Raw genomic sequence first — 16686 nt, 5'->3', positions numbered from 1 at the left:
GTCTGTGTCAGTGTATCAATTGAAATCTCTGATCGTCAGCGAGAGGGTATCGAGATCGACGATCGGAGCGTACGCGTGGTCAGGATCGATGTTTACGCTCTTCTGGAACGATGTCTGTTCCTGCCAACAGCCGCTGTTGATTGCGAGTACGTTGTGGTATTTTCCGTACCCGAGTTTGTGAACGTGCCCGGTATGGAAGATGTCGGGAACCTCATCGATAGTGAGGTGATCGCGTTTCTCTGGAGCGAGTCGCGTATGGCCGCCGTACTGTGGTGCGATGTGGCGTTTTTTGAGCAGTTGATACATCGCGTGGTGAGGGTGGTCGTAGCTCGCTTTTTCTTCGGGGAGTTCTGCGATGACTTCATCGAGGCTGACACCGTGGTACATGAGTATCGAGACGCCTTCGACAGTGACCGTCGAGGGATTCCCAGTAATGCGAGCGTCGTGAGCGTTCATGATGTCCCGAAGCTCTTCGTCGAACGCTGGCTGTGGTTCTGCTAACCTAACAGCGTCGTGGTTACCTGGAATCATGACGATCTCCATGTCACCTGGTATCTCTTTGAGGCGCTCGGAGAACGCTTCGTACTGTTCGTAGATATCAACGATTGAGAGCTCCTTGTCTTGTTCGGGGTAGACACCGACACCTTCGACCATATCACCCGCGAGGAGAAGATATTCGACTGATTCTGCCTCGTCGGTGTGAAGCCAGCGAGCAAAGCGCGACCACGCCTCGTCCATGAACTCCTGACTTCCCACGTGAACGTCGCTGATGAGTGCTGCCTGTACGTGTCGATCAGCCGTGGTTGGATGGTGAGTATGGGGGACGTCTGGGAAATGTAACGAATCGACAAACAGAATGCCAGCATCGTCGGAGAGAGTTCCGTCGACAGCGATAATCTCATCGAGAAGAAGTTCATCGACAAGATCGGCAATCGATCTGTCCTTCATGACAAGGCACGGAAAGACGCCGTTTGTGTCCTCTAGTTCGATCAGCCAGTGACCGCTCGCAGTCGAGCGAATGTCGCTCACCATTCCGATGAGTGCCGCGTCGTTTCCACCCGGCATCTGCTGGACGGCGTTCGTCGGGCGATGGTTGACCCGTCCCCTGAGCAAACGAGAGAGTCGTTCGTAGCGGTCACGAAACACGGCAACAAAATCTTTGTACTCGCCAGTTCCGGTACTTTCACCAGTTATATCGTCTGCGATCGATGCCGGCGATGGATTCCGGTCACTCTGTCGAATGAGCTGCGACTCGCTAGACCCCTTTGTTTCGACTGGAACTTGTTCATCATCTTCGCTTGTTTCGTGTCGAGAAGGATCAGATTCGGATTGATCCTTTCCAGTTGAAACGGTTGTTTGGGGGGTTTGAGGACGGCCAGTAGAGGTACCATCGAGAATCGACCGGACGTGTTCGGCAGAGAGCTTCAGCGCATTCTCGGGGAGTGATTCGATCGTGCGATCAAGCGCGGCAGCAGGATCGTGTGCGCGGGCGAGAAGGGTGACAGCCTCACGCTCGGCGTTGTATCCCCGACGCGCGAGTTCGGTCACGAGTCGACGCGGCGTCTCCAATGGCACACCAAAAGACGTGACCGAGCGTAGGCAAAAGCATAGCGACTGACGTCAACGAGGAAAATAGTGCAGACGCAATGAAAATAAAATGTCATTCAAACAGTCAATGTTAGTCTCAATACTGGTTTATATTGAGATCGAATGACTGTGATAGTACGTCACGTGAGTTGTTTGACATCATTGGTATGTTGATTCGATCAAGCAGAACCCAGAAGGTTCAAACAACATGAGCACACATTGCTGCTAATGGTAAACCGCGGTGATAGAGACGGTCCAGTCGGGGCAACTGGATGGATTAAATGGTTGTTGACAACAGATGAAGGTGCAGTCGCATATATCAGGGATATCGTCGGAAGTGCGCTTGCAGTACTCCTTATCGGAGCCATTCTCTTTGGAGTGAGCGGCGTGTGGCCCCCAATGGTCGCGATTGAAAGCCCGAGCATGGACCCCCACATTCAGACGGGCGATCTCGTGTTTGTTATGGAAGAACATCGCTTTGCGGGTGGCGAAGCGGTCACGTACAACGGAAAAAGCACGGGCGTTGTTCCGTATCAGGCTGGAAAAGAATCTGGGTATAAGACATTCAAAGCGTACGGCGACGTGATTATATATCAACCACATGGTGAAGAACGGGTAACACCAATCATTCACAGGGCGCGATTTTGGGTGAATGAGGGTGAAAACTGGTATGACAAAGCCAACCCCGCGTACGTCGGAGGTGCTGAAAACTGTGAGCAGCTCGAACACTGCCCAGCGCCACACAGTGGTTTCATTACGAAAGGTGATAACAAACAGCGGAACGACATGTACGATCAAGTCGTGGACATCAGTTCTCCAGTCAAGCCGTCCTGGATCGTCGGCACAGCCGAATTCCGCATTCCGTATCTCGGATTTATTCGATTGGGAACGGGCATCATTAGTGGACTCGGAACCACGCTCGGAGCATCACTCCTTGGAATGGCCCTGCTCGGTGGGGGCCTTGCAACTGATTGGGATTAGCGACCCAAAGCCAGTATTTGGTTTTGAAAATACGAACAGATTCTCTCTCGCCGCCTAATCGTCAAATCGAGCTTGAACGAACGGTTGTGCTTCCTCGACATCGGCAAGCCGTGAGTCGCTCAGTAGGATTGTTTCGGTGTCTTCGAGTGGGACTGAAAGACCCATTTCTTTGGTCCGTCCGTAGCGGCCTTTGCTAACGACGACGGCATTGACGATCCCGAGCATATCGAGTTCGCTGATTAGATCTGTGACGCGGCGCTGCGTCAGTACGTCGACGTCGATTTCGGCACACAGGCGCTTGTAGATGTTGAACACTTCGCCAGTGTTGATGTTTCGAACTCCCTGTCGTTCGAGAAGTATGATGGCATAAAGGACGAGTTTCGACTGTGTTGGGAGTGTTCTGACGACCTCGACGACACGGTCGAGTTCGATTTTTTCCTGTGCGCGACGGACGTGTGCTTCTTCGATAGAATCGGTGCGATCGCGTTCTGCGAGTTCACCCGCAGTCCGGAGCAGATCGAGCGCGCGTCGTGCATCGCCGTGCTCTTGGGCCGCAAAAGCAGCACACAATGGAATCACATCGTCAGAGAGTGATCCGGTTTTGAACGCGACTTCTGCCCGGTGCTGGAGGATGTCTTTGAGTTGCGTTGCGTCGTACGGTGGGAAAACGATCTCCTCTTCACCGAGGCTCGATTTGACACGGGGATCAAGAAAGTCGGTGAACTTCAAGTCGTTCGAGATGCCGATGATAGAAACGCGCGAGTTTTCGAGCTCTGAGTTCATCCGTGATAGATTGTAGAGGGTATCATCGCCACTCTTCTCGACGAGCTTATCGATCTCGTCGAGCATAATGACGACAACGCGCTCGTCGTACTCGACTGCCTCGAAGAACGTTGAGTACACTCGATCGGTCGGCCACCCTGTCATCGGAACGGATTCGAGCTCGTCGCGGTCATCTTCGAGTGATTGTATCTCCTCCTCGATCTCCGTTACTGAATCAAACGACGTTTCAGAAAGAGAGGACGGAGTTTCACTCGCACGCTCGCAAAGTTCTTCGAGATCTGTGAGGCGCTGATCGATATACTGTTCGTTTTCTTCGATGAACGTGTTGGCAAGTTGAGCGAGAACGCGATACTGAGTATCCGTTACCTCACAGTTGATGTACTGAACATCACAGGGTACCTCGTATTTCTCGGAGGTGTTTTCAAGTTCCTCGCTGACAAACTTCGCAGACGCAGTTTTCCCGGTGCCGGTCTTGCCATAAATGAGGATGTTGGAGGGAGTCTCTCCACGAAGAGCAGTCACAAGAATCGTTGCCATGTTGTTGATCTGCTCTTCGCGGTGAGGGAGTTGCCGTGGTGTATAGGATGGCCGAAGCACCTCCTTATTCTCGAAGATTGGTTCTCCACTAAGAAGGTCATCGAATAGCCCAGGAGAAGCTCCTTCGTTAGAAAACCCATCGAACATTGTATCTTGTGTGTCAACTGACTCATCATCGAATATAGCGTCCGAATTCATGTCCGTGTCCGTGTCTGGCATTCGTTTCGTGCACCCCCTCATTTCAAGTGGAAACGATCCGCGCACTCACCGCAACGGTCGATATCGGTAGTGTGATACGGGTTACGTAGGGAGGGCGGATATCTCAGTGTCCACCTGATGCAGGAGAACACGTGGATGAGGTAGTCATTAAACGTTGTGGTTCAAATTTTGCTAAGGTATATGATATATTGAAACGGGTTTCAAAAACTAGTATGGGTATTAGTTACCGTTTACCAATTGTCGTGCGTCAAATTACTATTTATGCGTACTAATCACTAATGGAAAGATACGTATTAATAGTTTTTTAGTACCGTCTAGACAATGAGATTATTATGTGTCGTTAATTAGTCTTTTCGATTGCTACTATGTTATTCATTGAGATCGATTTTTTGTCGTGATTTTGACTGTCTTTTAGAGGGCGCCTTGGAGACGTATCTGATATCCACGACCCCCCCACCCCCTCATTTCGACTGGAAACGACACGAGAGAGTGGGGGTGGGGTAGGAACCACGAGAGCTCTAGGAAAGCGGTAGTTTTAAGACGGAAGAACAACAAACACAACCATAGAACAGACAACTACAACTATAATTTAACTTCTTCTATTTCTAGGCTGTTTCCTAGTTGTTTGTCCAATAATTCGACTATCTACCGCTAGTTCTTCTTACTAGATCGTTATCACTTCGTCAACAGTTATTCTATAGACATATTCGTGTCTGTTGGGTATACTCTGTTTGACGGTTCCAGTCGAAACGAAGGGGTGGGGGGGGGTATGTCCTTAATATTATTTCATACACTAAAGGTATATCATTTTTTATTTAAACAGCAGATAAAACAGGTTTATTGGAGACCTAGTAATGTTATGAGGTAAGTGAACAGCATGCTCCTTGTAAGTGATCCACGTATAATGCATCAAAAATATGTACATTGTGTCACTGCATGTCACATGACTACACGTCACTTGCTATGATATCATGGACTCTAAAATTGAAAAACTAGAGTATGTATGGCTGTGAATCACAACTTCGATTTTGTGGGCACAGGTATGCAAATTTCGAACCAATGCATAAAAGCATAGCCCAAAAAGTCACAAATATGAAAACCGTCAAAAACAATATCAAACCAAACATATGCTTGTCTGACGCACGCTTAAGTACGTCGGATTGGGTATTTCGGGTATACACGGCCTTCGGTCGTGGGAGGAGCGCGTTAGGATGGGACTGATTACGAGCCTTAAACAAAGCATCACGAAATTGTTCTTCAGCGGCGAGCCAAAGCGAATTGGTATTTACGGGCCGCCGAACGCAGGGAAATGCCTCGCCGCCAGTGAACCGATTTTGCTTTCAGACGGCACTTACCGGCCGATAGAAGACGTATTCTTAGACGCAAGAGAACAATGTCCCACTGCTCCTGACGTGAGTGATGAGCCAGATGAAACGTGGATCGAATGCACTGAGGCGGGAATACAAGTCCCCGCTCTCACGAGGGATCTCGAAGCTGCGTCGGCAACGATCTCTCACGTGTTTCGTCAGCGCTATCGTGGTTCGATGTGCCACGTCACCACGAAATCTGGTGGGAATGTAACCGTCAGTCCCGATCATCCATTTATTGTTGTCTCCGAAGATGGAGTAGAGCAAAAACGAGCGGACGATGTCTCGACGGGAACGCTCATCGCACATTTCCCATCGGTCGCCACTCATACGGCCGATCAACCATCTTCGACTGTCGACCGATTGCTCTCTGCAGAGGCGTCTGATAGCTATCTGGCTGCCGATGGTGGTCGCATACAAACCGCCTCGGCTGCGCTGCCCATCGGTCAACGCCTCGAAAGCACGCGTGAGGCACTAGAGATGACACGGTCTGCGTTCTACGGTGGTACGGATGAGACTGAATTCAGCGCTCGAACAGATCCTACATCAGATTCTCCCGAAACAATCTCCATCGACCGTATTCGGTCGATCGCAAACGGACTTCCCAGAGTAGAAGAGACGACATACATTCATGCGCTAGCGAACGGCGACGCTGCATGGGATGAGATCGAATCAGTCGAGAGTGTCGACTACGACGGTTACATCTACGATCTCACTGTTCCCGAGCATCACACCTTCACTACTGCGGACGGACTCGTCGTGCACAACACGACGCTCGCAAATCGAGTCGCACGCGACTGGACGGGTGATGCTGTTGGACCTGAGAGCCATGTTCCACACGAAACCCGTCGTGCCCGGCGAAAAGAAAACGTCGAAATCGAGCGTAATGGATCGGCTGTTACCATTGACATCGTCGATACGCCGGGTGTGACGACGAAGGTCGATTACAACGAATTCCTCGAACACGATATGACCAAAGAGGACGCTGTGCGACGTTCGCGGGAGGCAACAGAGGGTGTTGCGGAGGCGATGCATTGGCTCCGTGAGGATGTCGATGGGGTTATCTACGTGCTTGATAGCACCGATGATCCGTTCACGCAGGTGAACACAATGCTTGTTGGTATCATTGAGAGTCGAGACCTCCCGGTGATGATATTTGCAAACAAAATCGATTTGGAGGAATCGAGCGTTCAGCGTATCGTCAACGCGTTCCCCCAACACGAGGTAGTACCGCTTTCAGCGCTTGAGGGTGACAATATGCAGGAGGTTTACGACAAGATTGCAGAGTACTTCGGGTGAATGAAATGGCTGAAATAACAACTGAGGATGGTGTCCAGATCGACCTCGTGAGTGGCGAGCGTATGAAGAAACTGCGGAGCATGGAGAAAATCAGACTCATCCTTGATGGGGTGCGCGACGGTAATATCGTCATTCTCGAAGAGGGCCTCTCGCCCGACGAGGAGTCGAAACTCATCGAAGTGACGATGACTGAGATTAGCCCCGACGAGTTCGCTGGTATCGAAATCGAGAGCTACCCGCAACAAGAGCCAAATCCTGGCTTTTTCAGCCGACTTTTCGGACACAATCCGCCGAACAAACTGACTGTTATCGGGCCAGCAAACCGTATTGAAACGCTTCACAAGGATAAGAACTTGATTCGCGCGCTCGTGACGTAGCGGTTTAATGCCACACCAGTATGCCACATCAGTGTACGACTTGCGGCTACGTGTTCGAGGATGGATCGAAAGAAATGCTCTCGGGATGTCCCGAGTGTAGTGGAACGACGTTCCAATTCCACCCAGCCGATACAGACGTTTCCGAAATTCCTCCCGATGAATCTGCCGCTCCCTCACCTCCTCAATCATCGTTAGCTCCGAATGGGGGACGCGTCGGAAAACACGTAGGCCGTGCAACGTCGACCGTTCGTGGCTGGATGTCGAGCGGATCGTCCACAACAGATGAATCCGGTGTCACAGAAGACACAACCGGTGAAGACTCCTCCGCCGAGGAACCAAATAAACTCCCTGTCAAAGCATCAGCATCAGACGCGACGGATTCAATAGACGAGACGACAGCGGATGCGATTTCTGACGATGAAGAATCGAATAAAGAGCACAGCGCGAGTCGAGCGGCTATCGACGAAAACGGACACGACGCCGACGTGCTGGCGAAGGATGGCAACCACAGCACAGACGGATCGGAAGACACCGCACAAGCGAACGCTCGGTCAGAATTCGTCTCTCGCGATAAACTCCCTCCTCATTCTTCCGCAAACTCATCTTCTTCTGCGTCTACGTCTACGTCTGCTGTCGATTCAACTCGGCAGTCTCCACCACCGAGCAACGGTCGCGTTGTCCGCGAGCCGACTGGTGACCAGCCCGATCTCGAAGAACTTCGAAAGGAGCTCAACGATCAGTTCGAGAGCATCAAGATTCTCGCACCCGGACAGTACGAACTCAATCTGATGGAACTCTACAACCGTGATGAGTATATCATTGCACTCCGTGAAAACGGTCGCTACGTGATCCAAATGCCTGAATCGTGGCGCGGCGGCAATGACGAGTGACCCCCAATTAACGCAACGTCAGTGTTAATATCAGATTCTACACATATAAACCAAATTTAATTTAAATTATAATCACTAACTATTGTTCGTTTGAGTAGTGGATTCCAGAGGTAGTACGGTCAGCCAGAAGTCATACTATGCCGGAGTCCGTGAATCGACTGATGGTCTTCCGTGTTGACATAAGGTCGTTTTTCATGTGGTTTCCGGCGATGCTTTCGCGGTTTGGAATCATCGACCGAACAATGGGAGAAGAAGCGTTCGATCTCGCAGCGCCCGCGATGGTTTCGGGTGTGTTTCGCGTGCTCATTCGAATGTCCGATTTCGTGTTCGTCGGTCTCGCACTGGGTAACGCAGGGATTGCGGCTATCGAACTCGGGTTTCAGTACTACTTCATTCCGTTTGGTCTGTCGCTTGCGCTGACCAGTGGAACAATCAGCGTCGTCTCGCGGTATACTGGAGCAGAACAGTATGACAAGGCTGACACGGCGGTCAAACAATCGCTGTGGCTCTCGCTTTGTATTGCTGTCCCGATCACCGTCGTGAGTTGGATATATGCTCCACAACTGATCGGCGTTCTGAGCAACGAACCTCGTACGATCTCCCTCGGGGCTGCGTATCTACAGGTCGTGATGCTTGGCATCATCCCTCGGTTTTGGGGGATGGTTGCCTCGCGCGCACTCGCGGGCGTTGGTGATACTCGAACGCCGATGTACGTCCGCCTCGTCTCGTTACCAACGAATATCGTGCTCAACGCCGCTCTCATCTTTGGCATTGGACCGTTCCCACGGCTCGGAATTGTCGGAGCTGCTGTCGGAACCCTCGCTGCAAACACTCTCTCGGCGTCAATTTTCTTCGTACTGCTCATCAACGGTCGCCGCTCGATCCGTCTCCGACTCGGGGGAACGATGTTCGATTGGACAATCATGCGCGAAATCGTTCGTGTTGCGCTCCCGCTCGCTGGAACACGTCTCGCACGAACGTTCGGTCGGTTTCCGTTTCTCTTTCTCCTCGGTGTCCTCGGAACAGAAGCCGTTGCGGCCTACGCGATCGGCCGTCGCGTGATTTTGCTAGCGATGATGCCCGCGTGGGGGTACGCAACCGCGGCAAGCACACTCGTCGGTCAGCATATCGGTCAGGGCGAGGACGACCGCGCGGCCGCATACGGCTGGCAAACGACTCGACTCGCCCTCGTAACGCAACTGATCGTGGCCGTCGGAATTACACTCACAGCTCGACCGATCGCGCTCGTGTTCGGAACTGAGAGTGTCGATCTCACTGTCGCGTTCATCCGTGTGTTCGGTCTCGGTGTGGCTGGTTTCTCGATTTCTCGGACAATGCGAGGCGGCCTTCGTGGTGCTGGTGATACCCGTTGGCCGTTCTATGGAACGCTCACCGGTTCGTATCTTCTCAAACTCCCAATCGCCACACTTGCTCTTCCGGCCAGTTACGGGTTCGCAGTCGGACCGCTTGCGCTCGATCCAATCCCTATCACCATCGGCCAGATCGCCATCTCACCAGGGCTGGATCTCGGATATCTCGCTTTTTTTGTGGCCATTCTCGCTGACATCTACGTCAAAGCGGTGGTGAACACAGTTCGGTTTCACACGGGTGCGTGGAAGAAGATTGCTCGGCAAACGAGCGTCCGGTCGCCGAAAATCAGTGACTGAAACCGTCCGTCACGTGTCGTAACACAACAGTGTTAAGCGTTCGCCACTGGAGACACGAGTATGAGTGACGCAACGAAAATCGTCATCGCAACTGTCGGGAGCTCTACTCTCGCTGCACTCGCTCTCATTGGTACCATCGTCGTCTGATGTTTACTCGCCGCGATCTTCCGGACGACCTCGCATCAGTCCGAGACGAGCATGTTCCAGGCACGCTTGTCTTTGACACTCCTGATTTCGAGACACTTCCACCGTCACAAGCCGAGGAACTTGGAATCATTGTTGATGCGCTCGATCCAGTCACGTACCCTGACGAGTGGCTTCCACCGAAATGTCCCAAACAGCTCCGTGAGTACGTCGGAAGCAGCTTCACTATCGGAATGCCCGGCGACGGTGGTGTAACGTGGACGGCACAAACCGAACCGCCGACGGTGTTCATCAAGGCACGAATGAAGGGATCACCCGATTCGTTCGTTGACTTCCTCATTGCCGAAGCGTTTGTACAAGCCGGATTGGGAAGACCTGAACATTTCATCGGCTTTTTCGGAGAACAGTATCGGGACCTCGACGCGGGGGCCCGACTCTCGCCGGCTGAAACCTACCAATTGGCGACTGCCCTGTACGAGGCCTACCTCGGGCTGCACACTCGATCTGTCTTCAAGTCGTGGGAAGACACCGCTCCTCGCCTCTATGATGCGTGGACTGATGCAGGAGAACGCCTTGAGCCTCGGTTATCTAATCTCACTCGCGAGATCGCAACCGATTCAGGCCTCTCGACTGCGGCAGAAATCGGCTGTAGTGCGCTGAAACACGACCTCGACGTTCCGACCCCCTTCGGTGCACTCGATACGACAGCATACCACGAAACCGGACCTGAATATGCCGTCGCGTGGACTCGGAAGATATTTGAAAACATATATGATTGATAGTTCAGGATTGTCAAGACCTATCAACATTCATTCCTTCTTCGTGAGTGCTGTACACTTCATGAAAAGTTAATAGTACGCCGACCGGGAATGATGTATGGATTATCGTCTCGCAATTGAGAACGCACCCGAAACTGTTCCGGCTGGTACCGGAATTATGCTCTTACACCCGAGTACTGGAGAAACTGACCGGCTCGATACTGACTTCTTCAAGACCGACACTGACAACTTGTTCATTCTCTCGACGCGCACAACCGCCCGAGAAGTCAAACAAAAACTCGAATACTATGAAGTTGATGAGTCGAAAGCTGTCATTCTCGATACGCTGTCTATTGAACGAGGATACTCACGGCGATCGAGCGACAACGTACGTTACGTCTCCTCGCCGGACGACTTCGATGGTATGATCGCTGCCATTCGAGAGTTCCTTGAAACCCACGACGGGAAGCTCCGCATTAGCATTGATTCGGTCACGGAGATGGCTTACTACGCTGATGAAGCGCGCGCACGAGAAGCGATCAAGCGAATCCTCACGCTCCTCGAAGAACACGATGCGGTCGGCCTCTTTCACTTCGCAGAAGAAGTCCACGCAGCTACAGAACTCGATGCGCACCGAGAGTTGTTCGACGGTGTCATCGATCTCGATGAAGACGGAACGGTGAGCTGTCAATTCTAAACCATTACTTCTTCAGCGGCCCGGTGATCCGTCGGGCCGCAGTCAGAACGAATCCGTGACGTGAGTAGCCACTGCGATCGATTGGTTCTGGACAGCAGAGCGGATGGGGAGTTAACAGACTGGCTTCGGATTTACGCCCATCCCTTCGAGTCGATCGGTGTACTCTTCGTAAGCTGTTTGAATTGCACCGGAGGCTGCTTCGAGTGCGTGTGCTCTGTCTTCATCGGTTTCACAGCACGACTCGAGGAGCGCAAGACCGCGTTCGAGCTGTGCGTCGAGATCGTCACCCATCTCACGGAAGAGCTGTGATGTCTGTGGGTCTGCTTGTCCGACAAAAAAGGCAGTCATCTGCTCTTTTGATTTCTCAGCCGCGAGCGTTCGTCCGATGAACCCACCTACTCGCGCGATCGTATCATCCAAATCGCGGAGATACGCTTGAATTGCTGGCAGTTCGCTTGCATCGGCATCGTGAGCATCGAGCTGATCACGTACGGTGTCGTAGTGTTCCTGTTCTTCGGCTGCGCTTTCGCGGAATACGTCGGCAGCTTCTCCGTCTTCAGTGTCGGCCCACTGCTCGAACGTCGCCATCGCGGCTTGTTCTGCTGTCGCACCAGCCTGAAGCACCTCTTCGGTTTCCATCTCTCCCTGCGTGTCGGCGTACAGCGCCTTCGACGAGCCGAGCCGCGAAAGAGCGGTCCTGTTCTCCTCCCTCACAGCTTCTACGAACGAATCCGATTCGACTGTCATACAATGCTGTACTTTCGCCTGTGGCTTGTACTCTCCGGCATCGGCACTGTTGGGACAATCGTCGAGTCAGAGCTGCTGAGGTCAGCACTGAGTCAGCCTTTTGATGGAGGACTACGTTGGAATGGCAAAGATGAATCGTCCGTCCAGTGCCATTGCCGGTGGTATCGCCGGCACGGCCATTTTATCGTTGCTGATGATTCTGCTCGAAGTCCAGACTCGGAGCCAAGTCCACATCTTCGATGCTATTGCGCGCTTCGTTGGACTCCCCAATAACATTCTGATTGGATTTGTGCTCTTCGTAGCAGCTGGAGTGTTCGCGTGGCCGTTACTGTTCATCGCACTCGAACCGTACATCCCCCGTGGTCCGGATCCGGCTGCCCGCGGGATCGTGTTCGCGTTCGTTCTCTGGCTAGCGTTTGTCATCGCCGGTCGCGGCTCCATTGGCTGGCCACTCATCATTGTCTATGCGGGACTGACGCTGCTTGCTCACCTCGCGTACGGATTCACGCTCGGAGCGGTCTATGCGAGCCTCCGTGAGGAAAACGTCGCTGACACAGCTTGATCGAGCCACACAACGCTGTAGCCTATCGTGCCTGTATTGGTGGCTACACTGTACCGTTATTGTAACCGTATTTTAAAGTATTACTGGCCAGCGTGACATCACAACATCTCCTACGTATTGTATAGAATCAACTTATTCTGATGAGAACGCACAGTTATTTCCATTGTGCGCCTGTAGCTTCGGCCATAATCCAGCACACACATGAATATTCCGACAGTTTCTCTTTCGGGCGCTGCGGTCGTCGGTGGTCTCCTGTTCACACTTGCTGTTGTGCTTGCCATGCGGAACGGCTGGCCTCCGACGCTGGCGGTGCCAGACGGTGGATACTTGCTTGGTGGTGAGACCGAAACAGAGAACGAGAAACCGTCTGGACTGTTTCGGTGGGTAACCAGTGTTGACCACAAGGATATCGGAATCATGTACATCGTGTTCGCAACCGCGACCGCCCTTTGGGGTGGAACTGACGCGATGATGATCCGAACCGAGTTGCTTACACCGGGAGCGGGCCCATGGGATCCAGTAACATACAACGCCCTGTTTACAACACACGGGCTTACGATGTTGCTGTTTTTCGTCACGCCTGCGTTCACCGGTATTGGTAACTACTTCCTCCCGTTGTTGCTCGGTGCAGACGATATGGCCTATCCTCGTATCAACGCCATCGCTTTTTGGATCCTCCCGCCGGCGTATCTCCTTGTGCGCGCGGGGCTGATCACAGAGATCATCGCTAAGGCACTCGCCGTGATCGGTTTCTCGATCACGTCGTTGTTCGCGCTCCAACCCCCGGGAACAGGCTGGACGATGTATACGCCTCTGACGACACAGATGGTGAATCCACAGATTGATCTGATGTTACTTGGGCTTCACCTGAGCGGGATCGCAACCCTGCTTGCTGCGATTAATTTCATCGTGACGATCTTCACCGAACGCAGCGATGACGTGTCGTGGTCGACACTCGACATATTCTCGTGGACGATGCTGACGACCAGCGGTCTCATTCTGTTCGCTTTCCCATTGCTCGGGAGTGCGTTAATCATGCTATTGCTGGACCGGAACTTTGGGACGACGTTCTTTACAGTCGACGGCGGCGGGCCGCTTCTTTGGCAGCACCTGTTCTGGTTCTTCGGCCACCCAGAGGTGTACATCCTCGTGTTGCCAGCGTTTGGGCTGGTGAGTCTCATTCTCCCGAAATTCTCGGGACGGAAGCTGTTCGGCTTCAAATTCATCGTCTACTCCACGCTGGCGATTGGTGTCCTCTCCTTTGGTGTCTGGGCGCACCACATGTTTACGACGGGGATCGATCCACGAATACGCGCTAGCTTCATGGCCGTTTCAGTCGCAATCGCCATTCCGAGTGCTGTCAAGACGTTCAACTGGATGACGACAATGTGGGAAGGACACATCCGCCTCACCGCACCGATGCTGTTCTGTATCGGTGGCATCGGGACGTTCATTATCGGTGGCGTCACGGGCGTGTTCCTCGCGGCGATCCCGATCGATCTCCTCTATCACGATACCTACTACGTCGTCGGACATTTCCACTTCATCGTGGTGGGGATCATCACCTTTGCAGCATTTGCTGCGAGTTACTACTGGTATCCTCTCCTCACCGGCCGGATGTACGATCAATTGCTGGCGAAAGTCCACGCATGGCTCAGCATTGTCGGAACCGTCATCGCGTTTGGATTGATGCTCATCAACGGAGCATTGGGACTGCCGCGGCGGTACGCGACGTATCCAGAACAGTTTGCATCCCTTCAGCAGATGATGACGATCGGTGCCTTCCTCATCTTCGCTGGTGTGATCATTTGGTTGTACAATATGATCCAATCCTACCGTATTGGTCCGGTCGTGATGGATGCGGATGTCTGGAATTTGAAGTCGATTGATCAGTTCACTCGCGAATGGCAGTGGTTCGAGGAGCGCCTCGAAGAGCGACGACGGAAAATTCGAGGAGAGTGACAACTTGTGTCTCGTTCGCATATTGACTCCAGTACGTATCACCCGACCGGCAAGGACACGAAATCGATCTCTTCTGTCAGTAAATCGGGTCGGAGGACGGACGATTCGCCCTCATCGAGTGAATCGCGAAACGATCTACTCAATCAGCGATCAGCGCGTCGTCAATTGAATCGTCTTCCCTGCTGTCGGAACTGGTTGATCTGGATCAAATAAGAAGATCGTGTCCAGCCGTTTACGAGCCCGTCTCGATGGGAGCATCGACGAGGTTGCCCCACTCGGTCCACGAACCGTCGTAGTTGACGGCGTCGTCGTATCCGAGCAGTTCGTGGAGTGCAAACCACGCGATGGACGAGCGCTCACCGATCCGACAGTAAGCAACGATTTCCTCGTCTTCGATTCCCTCACTTCCGTAGAGTTCGCGCAGCTCGTCGGCGCTCTTGAATCTGCCGTCGTCCTGAACGACTGCAGCCCACGAGACGTTGCTCGCGCCGGGGATGTGACCGCCACGCTGGGCCGTCTCCTGCAGTCCCGGAGGTGCGAGGATCTCGCCACTGAACTCCTCGGGCGAGCGCACGTCGACAAGCGGGACGCCGTCGTCGATCGCCGACTCGACCTGCGATCGGTACGCGCGAATATCCTCGTTGGGCTCGCTCGCGCTGTACTCTTGTTCGGGGAACTCCGGGACCTCCTCGGTCACCGGATAATCGTTGTCGAGCCAGTAATCGCGGCCTCCATCGAGCAGTCGCACGTCGTCGTGGCCGTAGTACTTGAACTGCCAGTACGTGTAGGCAGCAAACCAGTTCGAGTTGTCACCGTAGAGGACGACCGTCGAGTCGTTGGAGATCCCGTGGTCGCTGAGCAACGACTCGAACTCCTCCTTCGAGAGCAGATCGCGTCGCGTCTGGTCTTGCAGCTGGGTTTCCCAGTTAAAGCCAATGGCACCGGGGGCGTGGCTCTCATCGTATGCCTCGGTGTCAACGTCAACCTCTACGAGTCGGTAGTCCGGTTCATCACTCTGGAAGTCATCGAGATGCTCGTCGACCCAATCGGCCGTAACGAGCACGTCGTTCGCGTAATCACTCATGGTACATTTGTACTCACGGCCCAATTGGTATATCCGTATTACTGCCGGCCCGTTTCGCCGCTCATCACCTGTACCAGAAATTTTTTCCTATTCAGGGATGAATATATATTGGATGCATCAGCGGTTCGCTCTTCTCTGGGTATATTTGATGGTGTCACTACGTTATACCGGAGATATTACCCGCTAACTCTGATGGATCTAGTAGTAAATACTTGAAGTCGTGAGACACATAGCAACGATATGGACACAATTGTCGACAATGAGTGGGTGGGCGATCATCTCGATGGAGTGCATCTCGTCGATGTTCGTGATGCATGGGAGTATGAAGGCATCGGACACCTTCCGGGCGCAGTCAACGTTCCGTTTGATTCGTTCCGCTCAGAGGAGGATGGTGAGGGGGGGATGCTTCCGGGGGCAGCGGCGTTTGCCGAGTTAGTGGGGAGTGTTGGCATCGAAAACGGAGACGAGATCGTCGCCTACGACGACATGCACGGTGTGTTCGCTGCACGGTTTCTCGTTACGTGCGAACTCTACGGTCATTCACGCGAGTCACTCCATCTGTTAGACGGCGATTATAGCTCTTGGAGTCGTGAACAGGAGGTGAGTCGCAGCGCTCCTGAGATATCGTCTGTCGAGTATGAGGCATCGTTCGTCGAAGATGGTCCCCTCGTCGATCTGACCGCCGTCGAGAGTGCGATGGATGATCCTGAATCAATACTCGTCGATACGCGCGAAGAATGGGAGTTTGAAGAGGGACACATTCCCGGCGCGATTCAACTGGACTGGCTTGAACTCGTCAATCAAGAGGAACGCGGCTTGAAACCGGAGACAGAGATCCGGTCGCTCCTCGAAGCGCGCGACATCACACCCGATCGGCGAATCGTCCTCTACTGCAACACCGCCCGGCGGATCAGCCATACGTACACTGTTCTTCGACATCTCGGATACGAACACCTCGCATTCTACGAGGGAAGCCTCACTGAATGGGAACGCGAAGGAGGCTCGCTGACACAATAGAACGGTAT

General features: G+C 53.0%; 12 protein-coding genes and 3 pseudogenes. 11 read left to right on the top strand and 4 right to left on the bottom strand.

Translation table 11 applies throughout. The features are described from left to right. Nucleotides 1-15: 15 nt before the first annotated feature. Nucleotides 16-1575 carry a DNA-directed DNA polymerase II small subunit gene (locus tag MW898_RS15990; protein ID WP_248908756.1) on the bottom strand — a complete coding sequence of 520 codons (1560 nt, stop codon included), beginning with the start codon at nucleotides 1573-1575 and terminating at the stop codon, nucleotides 16-18. A gap of 240 nt (nucleotides 1576-1815) precedes the next feature. On the opposite strand from MW898_RS15990, the gene MW898_RS15985 reads away from it, so the two are divergent. Beyond that, nucleotides 1816-2568 carry a S24/S26 family peptidase gene (locus MW898_RS15985; protein WP_248908755.1) on the top strand — a complete coding sequence of 251 codons (753 nt, stop codon included), beginning with the start codon at nucleotides 1816-1818 and terminating at the stop codon, nucleotides 2566-2568. 54 nt (nucleotides 2569-2622) lie between these two features. On the opposite strand, the pseudogene MW898_RS15980 reads toward MW898_RS15985, so the two are convergent. Continuing rightward, nucleotides 2623-4101, bottom strand: a pseudogene (locus tag MW898_RS15980) (Cdc6/Cdc18 family protein); the annotation flags it as partial. Between the two features lie 1217 nt (nucleotides 4102-5318). Between MW898_RS15980 and MW898_RS15970 the strand changes: the two are divergent. The 7 genes and pseudogenes from MW898_RS15970 to MW898_RS15940 form a co-directional block, all read left to right on the top strand. Then, nucleotides 5319-6230: pseudogene (locus MW898_RS15970) on the top strand (intein-containing protein); the annotation flags it as partial. Nucleotides 6231-6242: 12 nt separating this feature from the next. Next, nucleotides 6243-6773 (top strand): annotated as a pseudogene (dipA, locus tag MW898_RS15965) (divisome-positioning GTPase DipA); the annotation flags it as partial. A 5-nt stretch (nucleotides 6774-6778) separates the two neighbouring features. Further along, nucleotides 6779-7150 carry a divisome-positioning protein B gene (gene dipB / locus MW898_RS15960; RefSeq protein WP_248908754.1) on the top strand — a complete coding sequence of 124 codons (372 nt, stop codon included), beginning with the start codon at nucleotides 6779-6781 and terminating at the stop codon, nucleotides 7148-7150. A gap of 20 nt (nucleotides 7151-7170) precedes the next feature. Beyond that, a complete protein-coding gene (locus MW898_RS15955) occupies nucleotides 7171-8040 on the top strand; it encodes an OapC/ArvC family zinc-ribbon domain-containing protein (protein ID WP_248908753.1) in 870 nt (289 codons plus the stop codon). Between the two features lie 161 nt (nucleotides 8041-8201). Then, nucleotides 8202-9707: an MATE family efflux transporter gene (locus tag MW898_RS15950; protein WP_248908752.1), complete on the top strand. Its 1506-nt coding sequence runs from the start codon at nucleotides 8202-8204 to the stop codon at nucleotides 9705-9707. Nucleotides 9708-9853: 146 nt separating this feature from the next. Further along, nucleotides 9854-10630: a DUF7089 family protein gene (locus tag MW898_RS15945; protein ID WP_248908751.1), complete on the top strand. Its 777-nt coding sequence runs from the start codon at nucleotides 9854-9856 to the stop codon at nucleotides 10628-10630. Nucleotides 10631-10727: 97 nt separating this feature from the next. Continuing rightward, the gene (locus MW898_RS15940) at nucleotides 10728-11306 is read left to right on the top strand and encodes a DUF7090 family protein (RefSeq protein WP_248908750.1); all 579 of its coding nucleotides are present in this window, start codon (nucleotides 10728-10730) and stop codon (nucleotides 11304-11306) included. Nucleotides 11307-11417: 111 nt separating this feature from the next. On the opposite strand, the gene MW898_RS15935 is transcribed toward MW898_RS15940, so the two are convergent. Next, on the bottom strand, nucleotides 11418-12053 hold the full coding sequence (locus tag MW898_RS15935; RefSeq protein ID WP_248908749.1) for a ferritin-like domain-containing protein: 636 nt from the start codon (nucleotides 12051-12053) through the stop codon (nucleotides 11418-11420). A gap of 103 nt (nucleotides 12054-12156) precedes the next feature. Between MW898_RS15935 and MW898_RS15930 the strand changes: the two genes are divergently transcribed. Together MW898_RS15930 and MW898_RS15925 are read left to right on the top strand one after the other, a co-directional pair. Further along, on the top strand, nucleotides 12157-12615 hold the full coding sequence (locus MW898_RS15930; RefSeq protein WP_248908748.1) for a DUF6789 family protein: 459 nt from the start codon (nucleotides 12157-12159) through the stop codon (nucleotides 12613-12615). 201 nt (nucleotides 12616-12816) lie between these two features. Beyond that, a complete protein-coding gene (locus tag MW898_RS15925; RefSeq protein ID WP_248908747.1) occupies nucleotides 12817-14577 on the top strand; it encodes a cbb3-type cytochrome c oxidase subunit I in 1761 nt (586 codons plus the stop codon). A 232-nt stretch (nucleotides 14578-14809) separates the two neighbouring features. Here MW898_RS15925 and MW898_RS15920 read toward each other — a convergent pair whose 3' ends face one another. Further along, the gene (locus tag MW898_RS15920; protein ID WP_248908746.1) at nucleotides 14810-15661 is read right to left on the bottom strand and encodes a sulfurtransferase; all 852 of its coding nucleotides are present in this window, start codon (nucleotides 15659-15661) and stop codon (nucleotides 14810-14812) included. A 240-nt stretch (nucleotides 15662-15901) separates the two neighbouring features. Between MW898_RS15920 and MW898_RS15915 the strand changes: the two genes are divergently transcribed. Then, nucleotides 15902-16678 (top strand): sulfurtransferase, encoded by a 777-nt coding sequence (locus tag MW898_RS15915; RefSeq protein ID WP_248908745.1) that lies wholly within the window; start codon nucleotides 15902-15904, stop codon nucleotides 16676-16678. Nucleotides 16679-16686: the final 8 nt, after the last annotated feature.

The organism is Halocatena marina, assembly GCF_023276375.1.
GTDB classification, from domain to species: Archaea; Halobacteriota; Halobacteria; order Halobacteriales; family Haloarculaceae; genus Halocatena; species Halocatena marina.
This window is presented reverse-complemented; position numbering and strand designations above follow the sequence as displayed.